Raw genomic sequence first — 9,176 nt, 5'->3', positions numbered from 1 at the left:
CCGTACTGGTTTAAAGTTAATCCACTATACTTAAAGATTACTGTAAATCCAAACCTCAAGATTCCCACCAGCGCGGGAATGACGATGATTGAGTATTTTCCATTTGAATTCACCATAAAACCAAAATGCCTGCCCCTTTTCGGGCAGGCATTTTCATACGTCAGTTCAATCAGGTTCGACTCAATATTCCACCGTCCAGCCTATCTCGCCGCCCGCGCGCATCGGGACGAGTTCGCCGTCGCCGTAAGGGACGCTTGCGGGGACGGTTTGGCTTTGTTTGACGAGGGTGATCGTGTCGGCGTTTTCGGGAATGCCGTAGAACCTTGCGCCGTTTTTCGAGGCGAAGGCTTCGAGTTTGTCCAACGCGCCTGCTTTTTCAAACACTTCGGCGTAAAGCTCGATGGCGGTCATGGCGCTGAACATGCCGGCGCAGCCGCAGGCGTTTTCTTTGGCGGATTTGGCGTGCGGCGCGGAGTCGGTGCCGAGGAAGAATTTGTGCGCCTTCTCGCCGGTAACGGCGGCGACCAATGCCTGACGGTGGGTTTCGCGTTTGAGTACCGGCAGGCAGAAATGATGGGGGCGCACGCCGCCGACCAAGAGGTCGTTGCGGTTGAGCAGGAGGTGTTGCGGTGTAACGGAGGCGGCAACGTTGTCGCCTGCTTCCAAAACGAGGCGGGCGGCTTCGGCGGTGGTGATGTGCTCAAACACGACTTTAAGCTCCGGCACTTGCGCCAAAACGGGTTTCATTACGCGCTCGATAAAGGCGGCTTCGCGGTCGAAGATGTCGATTTCGGGGTCGGTTACTTCGCCATGAACGAGGAACAGGATGCCCTGTTTTGCCATTTCTTCCAACACGGGAATGAGTTTGAACAGGTCGGTTACGCCGGAATCGGAATTGGTCGTTGCGCCTGCGGGGTAGAGTTTGAAGGCGACGATGCCGGCGGCTTTGGCTTCGCGCACCAGCTCGGGTGTGGCTTGGTCGGTCAGGTAAAGCGTCATCAACGGCTCAAACGCGCTGCCTTCGGGCAATGCCACCATGATGCGCGCTTTGTAGGCAAGCGCGTCGGCAACGCTGACGACGGGCGGCTTGAGGTTGGGCATGATGACGGCGCGCCCCATCTGGCGGGCAGTATAGGGGGCAACGGCTTTGAGCGCGTCGCCGTCGCGCAGGTGCAGGTGCATATCGTCGGGGCGGGTTATGGTCAGGGTTTGCATGGGTGTTCCTTTTTAGATTTTTGGGTTTCAGACGACCCCTTGATGCTTCCTAGGGGCTGTCAACATTTCATTTTCTCAGTGGATTTTTGTTCACAAAGCGGAAGATTCAAGGCGGAAACCGCAACAAGGTTGGACACCTTGTGAGGATTTCCAACGTGGAAGATGCCGCTTTGAGGATAAAAAGACACGGAAACTATTGAATGGCGACAGCCCCAAAGCTCGTCTGAAAAGACTATTGCACAAGGACAGGTTTGCCGTTGTAGGACTGATGCGTCAGGTAAAACACCGCCTGCACGGGCAACTGGTCGGACGGGGTGGTTTTGACGGTCAGCAGGGTTTCTTCCGGACTGCCCGACGCGCGCCACGCATAGGACAGCTGACGGATCGGAACCGGCGATTCGGAGGCTTGATCGGTGCGCAATTCGTTGTTCAAACCCTTCGGCGGGTTTTCGACCAGCACCATAAACTGCTTGCGTATCAAGTTTTCGTCCGCCCGCGCCGTCTTCACGCTGCAACTGTCGCCGGTCAGGCTCAAATAATAATCCGCGCCGTCCTGCGTTTTCTTCCAAACGGCAAGCGCATCCGGCTCGATGAAACCTGCGGGCAGCCTGCCGATTTCTTCCGCGTTCAAAGCCGTCAGTTTTTCATTATCGGCAAAAGAGCGCACTTTATCGGCAGCCCCGTCAAAAGCGACGCAGCCTTGACGGAACAATTCCGCCGCCGCGTTCGCACGATCCGCCATCTGCTCGGGCGGCACTTCCTCCCTGCCGCACGCCGCCAAGAAAACGGAGAAAGCAGCAAGCGTCAAAAGCCTTGAAATCGGACGTTTTGCCATTTTCAGACGACCTCTATTTGTGTTTCACAACCAGCGTGAACACGCCGTCTTCTTCGCGCGATTCGAGCAAGACATGCCCGGTCTGGCGGCAGAACGCCTCAAAATCGCCGGGCGCGCCGCCGTCGGTCGCCAACACGGTCAGGACTTCGCCTGCCTCCATTTGCGCCAATGCTTTTTTGGTTTTTAAAATCGGCAAAGGGCATCTGAGCCCCTTCAGGTCTAAGGTGTGTGCGTTCATAGTTTCCGATGTTCCGTTAAAAGGATTAACATGAATTATACCGTACTTACTTGCACCCCACCCCGCCAAACCCATAAAATAAAGCCATTTTTCACTTTGGAGCACACCATGCACCGTCTCGCCTTCCTGACCCTCTGCCTCGCCGCCACGGCAGTCAACGCCGCCGGATTCAGCGAAAAAGATACCCCCTTCAACACACGCTACAAAGAAAGCCCGGAAGAAGCCGCAGCCCGCGAGTTCACCGAACAAAAAACCGCGCTCCCACCCCTGCCCGACACCCAATCCGGCGACTGGTTCGACCTCTACGTCAGCGAAGACTACGGCAAACAGCCCAAAATCCTCCTCAGCAGCCTGCAAATCATGCCCTCTCCCGACGGCAGCATCCGCTACATCCTCAACGTCCGTTCCGACAAAGGCCATGACAACCTGACCGTCGAAGGCCTCTTCTGCGCCCGCTCTTCCTTCACCTACGGCAAAGACAAACGCTCGTCTTATAAAGTGTTCGGCTACGGCGACACCGTCAACCGCCGCTGGATCGAGCCGCGCAAAGCCGAATGGAAACCCATAGGCTCGGCCTTCAACAAAAACGACGCGATGCGCGCCGTCCTCTACCAAGCCTTCTGTACCGACGGCGTACCGACCACCACCGAAGGTCTGGTCAAACGCCTCAAAGAACGCGCAGGACGCTACGCGCCGAAAATGGTGCGCCACGACAAATAAGCCGTTTGACGGTTTCAAACATCAAAAAAGGTCGTCTGAAATATTTTCAGACGACCTTTGTTCCATTCGAATCAAACACGGATATCAGGTACTTTGTTGAACAGACGATAGAAATTGTCGCTGGTGTAAGCGGCAAGCGTTTCTACGGATTCGCCGCGCAGTTTCGCCACAAACTCGGCGGTATAGCGGACATAGGAAGGTTCGTTAGGCTTGCCGCGTTTGGGAACTGGAGCGAGAAACGGCGCATCGGTTTCGACCAGTATTCTGTCCGCAGGGACGTATTTGGCGGCTTCCTGAATTTGCGGGGCATTTTTGAAAGTAACAATGCCGGAGAAGGAAATGTATAGCCCTAAATCCAAAGCAGCTTTGGCGAAAGCGGTATCTTCGGTGAAGCAGTGGATAACGCCCGAGTTGGTTTGACCTTCTTTCAGAATCGCCAAAGTATCGGCGGCGGCATCGCGGGTGTGGACAATCACAGGCAAACTGCTTTCGTTGGCGGCTTGGATGTGTTCGGCGAAGCGGCGGTGCTGCCATGCCAAATCGCCTTTGCACCAGTAATAATCCAAGCCCGTTTCGCCTATGCCGACGACTTTCGGGTGTTTTGTCGCTTTCACCATTTCAGCGACGGTAAATTCTTCGGCTTCTTGACTGTCGGGGTGGACGCCTATGGTGCAGTAAATCTGTTCATTGGTTTGGGCAATGCTGAAGACTTCGGCGAAACTCTGTTTGCTCACGCTGATGGCAAGCGCCTGCTTGACGCTTTGTTCTTCCATATTGGCGAACACTTCAGGCAAGCGGTTGCTCAAGCCTTCGAAATTGAGGTGGCAGTGTGAATCGATTAAATGCATGATTTTAAAGCGTGAAGGTAACGCGGTCGCTGCGCAGTTTCGGCCCCAACTCGCCTTCAATCAGGGTTTTCGCCTGAAGACAGCTCTCGTGTTCGGAAAATGCCAGTCCGACACCTTTAGGGCGGTGGGCGGAAGTACGGGCAGGGTTGATCCAGACGACTTTGGTAGGCAGGAAGCGTTTGGGGTAATCGGCGATTTCAACGGCAAGCAGGATGTCTTCGCCTAATGAAAATACGTCTTCGGTCGGAACGAAAAGTCCGCCGTGTTCGAGAAACGGCATATAGCAGTTGTAGAGCAGAGTCGGGTCTTTGAGCTGCAACGCCATCATTTTCGCCGGAATGTCTTTATTGTTGTTTACCATTTTGTTTTACCTTATCTAATTATTTGTTTTGCCAAAATTCGAGATATTCAGTCAGCAGATACTCAAGCTGCATTTTAACACTCAAGGTGTGGTATCCGTAAGGGCTGAGTGCGTTCAGACGACCTGTCAGCGCAAACAGGCGGCGCGGATCGGTTTTGGAAGCCGTCTGCGACAATGCCTGCGCGTAATCGGGATAATAAAGCGGCGGCATTTGTTGTTGCGCCAAGCCGACATCCAACAGCCATTTCTGCATCCAATCGATGAAGACTGCCAACGGCTGTTTGTGTTTGTCAAACGCAGCGGCGTAGTCGAGTATCGTCAACAGACGCGGCGCGGCAAGTAAAGTGAGCAGCTCTTCGCGTAAGTCATCCATTTCGGGCGTATGCGCAAACAAAGGCGCACCGCTGTGAAAAGCCAGCAACGATTCCGCATCGTCCACACCCTCTCCACGAAGATACGACAAAGCTTCGTCGCGCGAAGGTGCGGGCAGAACCATCTGGCGGCAACGGCTTTTAATGGTCGGAAGAAGCTTGTCGCGTGCATGCGTAACCATTAAAAAAACAACATGTTGCGGCGGCTCTTCCAAAGCTTTGAGCAAACCGTTTGCCGCCTGCACGTTCATGCTTTCAGCGGGATGCACCAATACCACCCGCAATCCTCCGCGCACAGCCGTCAGATAAATGTTCTCCACAATATCGCGTACGGCATCGATTTTAATCTGCAACAATTTTCGCCCAACCGCACCGTCTTCGGGGATTTCAGGAGTGAGTTCGTAAAAATCGGGATGGCTGTTTTGCAAAAACAAATGACACGAAGCGCATACGCCGCAAGGCTGATGATCTTCCCGAGGCGATTCGCACAGCAAAGCCTGTGCCACAAACCGCGCAAACGCTGTCTTGCCGGTGTTTTCCTTGCCGGTAAACAGCCAAGCGTTCGGACGGTTTTCCCAATGATCAGCAAGCTGCCGCCACTGGTTTTGATGCCACGGATAAATCATATTGGAAAGTACAAGCTTTTAAACAAAAGCGTGATTATACAGGGAAATGTTGGAGGTCGTCTGAAAAGCCGACTCCCGTTTCAGACGACCTTGCCGGATGTGCATTATTTTTAAGCAACATGATTTTTTGCCTGTATATCAATCGTCAAACCGATTTATACACAGGCTGTTCACACAGTTTGCCTGACAAAATGTGTAGCACAACAAAACCCGCGGGACACTTTTTTCAAATTTCAAACAACAGCCTGCGCTATAATCCGCCTCATTCACTTTCACCCTTTCAATCATGAACCGACAAAAAACCTACCTGCTGCTGACCGCCCTGTTCACCCTGATTTTCATCGCGCTCATCATGCTCGGCGGCTACCTGCTTTCCATCCAAAGCAAACAATTCGCCGTCGCCGCCTTCCTGTTCGCATTCGGCGCCGTCTTCGCCCAAATCGGCAGCCTCGCCCTCTACATCCGCCACAAAGCCCGCGCACAAATCATGCGTGAGCAACAAACCGAATCCCATTAAGGCTGGGTATTGTTCGTTATCCGTTTGCCGGTTCTACAGGCTTTACATAGGTAAAGTTTTGTTTGCCGCATTGCTCCCCCCCCCCTTGCAATTTACACTGACACCGCATACAACTTGTATGTTCTTAAATCTTTCAACCCACGGGAGTAGACTTATGAAACAAAACATCATCGTTGTCTTATTCAACATCTCCAGCGAAGCTTATCAAGCCTTTTCTGAATTGAAAGCTTACTCGCAGACAACAGATGCTTTGGTGGCACAAGCCGTTTTGATTAAAAAGGAAAATGGTCTGATTATCCCAGCAGAAAGCACCGACTTTACCGCCAATACGGTCGAAGGCACATGGACGGGCGGCCTCATTGGTTCACTGGTCGGCATTCTCGGCGGTCCTATCGGTGTTCTGTTGGGTGGAGCTACTGGCGCACTCATCGGCAGTGATGCAGGCACTGCCCAAACATTGGGAGAGGGGTTGTTGCTGGAAAATACAGCCAAAAAACTGGATAACGGCAGTACTGCAATCATTATTTTGGCGCAAGAATCCGACGAAGCTGTATTGGATGCCTTCTTCCACCGTTTCAAAACCGTTATTCTCCGGCAAGATGCAGCCGTTGCCCAACAGGACGTATTGGCAGCAATAGAAGCGCAGGAAGAAGTGGCACGTCAGGCACACGAAGCGTGGAAAAAACAGCGCAAAGCCGAGCGCAAAGAGAAAGTGGAAGCCTTCAAGTCCGACATCAAACAAAAATTCGACAAATTGGCAGCCAAGTTGAAATAACACTGCCACCAACCCAAGGTATGTAACCGCTCAAATTTTCCGTTTCGGATGCATGCCAAACCGGTTTGAGGCTACCTGAAAATCTATTTTTCAGGTAGCCTCTCCCTTTTTCATGCCCCGCCAAACCATCATGCTCACCCCGCAAAGCTGCGACCTATTCCAACGCCCATTTTTCCAGTTCGCCCAAATCCGCCAATACCAGCCCGAAACCGAAGCGCAAACCAAGCAAGGCCGACTACAAAGCCGCGTGGCAAGTGTGGCGCACGTTGGTTTTACAGGTAGCCTCACAACTGGGCGCGGGCTTTGCCCCGCCGCATATCGAACGCTGGTGCAACGGCTGGCAGCGCGACCTGGCTAGTCGAAACCCTGCACCGCCTGCTGCCAGTGTACGAAGCCTGCCACAATGTGCGGCTGTGAGCGGAAGCAAGCTTCCCCCATCTGCCGTTAAGGCTACCTGAAATCTAAAAGAAACAAACAAAACCAATGACCAAACGCCGAACCTTCCTCATTCTGACCATCCTCTTCACCCTGCTCTTCATCGCATTGGTAACGTTGGGCGCCTACCTGCTTTCCATCCAAAGCAAACAATTCGCCGTCGCCGCCTTCCTGTTCGCATTCGGCGCCGTCTTCGCCCAAATCGGCAGCCTCGCCCTCTACATCCGCCACAAAGCCTGCGCACAAATCATGCGCTCGCAACAAACCGAATCCCGCTAAGGAAAACCCATGTTCAACAAAATCGTCCTTGCCAGCGGCAATGCCGGCAAACTCAAAGAATTTACCCGCCTCTTCGCCGATTTGAACATCGAAGTCCTGCCGCAATCCCAGTTCGACACGCCCGAATGCCCCGAGCCGTACCACACCTTTGTCGAGAACGCGCTCGCCAAAGCCCGCCACGCCGCCAAACACAGCGGACTGCCCGCGCTCGCCGACGACTCCGGCATCTGCGCCGCCGCATTAAACGGTGCACCCGGCGTCCTCTCCGCCCGCTATGCCGGAGCCAATCCCAAATCCGATGCCGCCAACAACAAACGCCTTTCAGACGACCTCGCCGACAAAGCCGACAAAAACTGCTACTACGTCTGCGTCCTCGTCCTCGTCCGCCACGAAAACGACCCGCAACCCATCATCGCCGAAGGTATCTGGCGCGGACAATGGCAGACAGAAGCCGCAGGCACCAACGGCTTCGGCTACGACCCGCATTTCTACCTGCCCAAACACAACTGCACCGCCGCCGAGCTTGCCCCCGAAATCAAAAACGCCGAAAGCCACAGGGGGCAGGCGTTGCGAGAATTGTTGAGAAAAATTGAAGCCTTATAAATCAATCCATAGGTCGTCTGAAAAAATTTCAGACGACCTCAATCCCAAAAAGCACACCATGACCCAAATCACTTTCCAACGCCCCGGACAACTCACCGCCCTGCCGCCCCTGTCACTCTACATCCACATCCCGTGGTGCATCAAAAAATGCCCGTATTGCGACTTCAATTCCCACAGTCTGAAAAACGGATTGCCCGAAGCCGCCTATATCGACGCGCTGCTGACCGATTTGCAGCTCGAATTGCCCAATATTTGGGGCAGGCCGGTGGAAACGATATTTTTCGGCGGCGGTACGCCCAGCCTGTTTCAGGCGGAGTCGATTGACCGTTTGTTGAGCGGCGTGCGTTCGCTGTTGCGCTTGCAGCCGGAAGCGGAAATTACTTTGGAAGCCAATCCGGGTACATTTGAAATCGAGAAGTTTCAAGGATTTAAAGACGCAGGTATCACGCGGCTTTCTATTGGCGTGCAGAGTTTCAACGACGATATGCTTGCGCGGCTGGGGCGCGTCCACAACGGCAAAGAAGCCTTAACCGCCATCGATACTGCGTTGAAATTATTTGATAAAGTCAATATCGACTTGATGTACGCCCTGCCGAACCAGACCGTTCAGACGGCCTTGGGCGACATGCAAACCGCCATCGCCACAGGTGCAACCCACATCAGCGCGTATCATCTGACGATGGAGCCAAACACGCCGTTCGGTCATACGCCGCCGAAAGGTTTGCCGCAAGACGAAGCCGCCCTCGACATCGAAGACGCGGTACACGGCGCGCTGGAAGGCGCGGGTTTTATCCACTACGAAACATCGGCTTTTGCGAAACCCGCCATGCAGTGCCGCCACAATTTGAACTACTGGCAGTTCGGCGATTATTTAGGCATAGGCGCGGGCGCGCACGGAAAAATCTCCTACCCCGACCGCATCGAGCGCACCGTCCGCCGCCGCCATCCCAACGACTACCTCGCCTTAATGCAAAGTCAGCCAAGTGTTGCCGTCGAACGCAAAACCGTTGCCGCCGAAGATTTGCCGTTCGAATTCATGATGAACGCCCTGCGCCTGACCGACGGCGTACCCGCCGCGATGTTGCAGGAACGCACAGGCGTACCCGCCGCCAAAATCATGGCGCAAATCGAAACGGCAAGACAAAGAGGTTTGCTGGAAACCGACCCGACCGTGTTCCGCCCGACCGAACGGGGACGGTTGTTTTTAAACGATTTGTTGCAATGCTTTTTGTAAGATTGGATTTTTTCAGACGACCTTGATACACCAAACCGTAACATCCGCAGACTGCCGCTTCATTAAGGTCGTCTGAAAATATCCATACCCTTGTATATCGAAACACCCGTATCATAGCA

12 protein-coding genes and 1 pseudogene are annotated in these 9,176 nt (G+C 53.7%); 7 read left to right on the top strand and 6 right to left on the bottom strand.

All coding sequences use genetic code 11. From position 1 onward, the window contains the following. Window positions 1–180: 180 nt before the first annotated feature. The 3 genes from pyrC to HMPREF3066_RS11520 form a co-directional block, all read right to left on the bottom strand. Window positions 181–1,215, bottom strand: coding sequence for a dihydroorotase (pyrC, locus tag HMPREF3066_RS11530; RefSeq protein ID WP_070443053.1), 1,035 nt, complete (start codon window positions 1,213–1,215; stop codon window positions 181–183). Window positions 1,216–1,447: 232 nt separating this feature from the next. Further along, window positions 1,448–2,050, bottom strand: coding sequence for an NMCC_0638 family (lipo)protein (locus HMPREF3066_RS11525; RefSeq protein ID WP_070443052.1), 603 nt, complete (start codon window positions 2,048–2,050; stop codon window positions 1,448–1,450). A gap of 13 nt (window positions 2,051–2,063) precedes the next feature. Beyond that, window positions 2,064–2,288, bottom strand: coding sequence for a sulfurtransferase TusA family protein (locus tag HMPREF3066_RS11520; RefSeq protein ID WP_009311572.1), 225 nt, complete (start codon window positions 2,286–2,288; stop codon window positions 2,064–2,066). 108 nt (window positions 2,289–2,396) lie between these two features. On the opposite strand from HMPREF3066_RS11520, the gene HMPREF3066_RS11515 reads away from it, so the two are divergent. Further along, complete coding sequence (locus tag HMPREF3066_RS11515; protein ID WP_070443064.1) at window positions 2,397–3,008, top strand: CNP1-like family protein; 612 nt, start codon at window positions 2,397–2,399, stop codon at window positions 3,006–3,008. 71 nt (window positions 3,009–3,079) lie between these two features. On the opposite strand, the gene HMPREF3066_RS11510 is transcribed toward HMPREF3066_RS11515, so the two are convergent. Genes HMPREF3066_RS11510 through HMPREF3066_RS11500 form a run of 3 tightly spaced genes read right to left on the bottom strand, consistent with a single transcriptional unit; the run spans window position 3,080 to window position 5,214 of the window. Further along, window positions 3,080–3,856, bottom strand: coding sequence for a TatD family hydrolase (locus tag HMPREF3066_RS11510; protein WP_070443051.1), 777 nt, complete (start codon window positions 3,854–3,856; stop codon window positions 3,080–3,082). A gap of 4 nt (window positions 3,857–3,860) precedes the next feature. Beyond that, window positions 3,861–4,217, bottom strand: coding sequence for a PilZ domain-containing protein (locus HMPREF3066_RS11505; RefSeq protein ID WP_003760734.1), 357 nt, complete (start codon window positions 4,215–4,217; stop codon window positions 3,861–3,863). Window positions 4,218–4,236: 19 nt separating this feature from the next. Further along, entirely contained in the window at window positions 4,237–5,214 is a 978-nt protein-coding gene (locus tag HMPREF3066_RS11500; protein WP_070443050.1) for a DNA polymerase III subunit delta', read from the bottom strand. A gap of 286 nt (window positions 5,215–5,500) precedes the next feature. Here HMPREF3066_RS11500 and HMPREF3066_RS11495 point away from each other — a divergent pair, with 286 nt between their 5' ends. The 6 genes and pseudogenes from HMPREF3066_RS11495 (at window position 5,501) to hemW (ending at window position 9,057) form a co-directional block, all read left to right on the top strand. Next, window positions 5,501–5,731, top strand: coding sequence for an NGO_0222 family membrane protein (locus tag HMPREF3066_RS11495; RefSeq protein ID WP_019270290.1), 231 nt, complete (start codon window positions 5,501–5,503; stop codon window positions 5,729–5,731). A gap of 154 nt (window positions 5,732–5,885) precedes the next feature. Beyond that, window positions 5,886–6,506 (top strand): DUF1269 domain-containing protein, encoded by a 621-nt coding sequence (locus tag HMPREF3066_RS11490; protein WP_070443049.1) that lies wholly within the window; start codon window positions 5,886–5,888, stop codon window positions 6,504–6,506. Between the two features lie 130 nt (window positions 6,507–6,636). Next, window positions 6,637–6,850 (top strand): annotated as a pseudogene (locus HMPREF3066_RS12620) (HI_0552 family protein); the annotation flags it as partial. A 139-nt stretch (window positions 6,851–6,989) separates the two neighbouring features. Next, window positions 6,990–7,220 carry an NGO_0222 family membrane protein gene (locus HMPREF3066_RS11485; protein WP_070443048.1) on the top strand — a complete coding sequence of 77 codons (231 nt, stop codon included), beginning with the start codon at window positions 6,990–6,992 and terminating at the stop codon, window positions 7,218–7,220. Window positions 7,221–7,229: 9 nt separating this feature from the next. Then, on the top strand, window positions 7,230–7,823 hold the full coding sequence (gene rdgB / locus HMPREF3066_RS11480) for an RdgB/HAM1 family non-canonical purine NTP pyrophosphatase (RefSeq protein ID WP_070443047.1): 594 nt from the start codon (window positions 7,230–7,232) through the stop codon (window positions 7,821–7,823). Window positions 7,824–7,881: 58 nt separating this feature from the next. Continuing rightward, window positions 7,882–9,057 carry a radical SAM family heme chaperone HemW gene (hemW, locus tag HMPREF3066_RS11475; RefSeq protein ID WP_070443046.1) on the top strand — a complete coding sequence of 392 codons (1,176 nt, stop codon included), beginning with the start codon at window positions 7,882–7,884 and terminating at the stop codon, window positions 9,055–9,057. Window positions 9,058–9,176 lie beyond the last annotated feature (119 nt).

The sequence above is a fragment of the Neisseria sp. HMSC03D10 genome (assembly GCF_001807625.1).
GTDB lineage: Bacteria > Pseudomonadota > Gammaproteobacteria > Burkholderiales > Neisseriaceae > Neisseria > Neisseria mucosa.
Note: the sequence above shows the minus strand (reverse complement) of the source record. Positions and strands in the feature narration are given on the sequence as shown.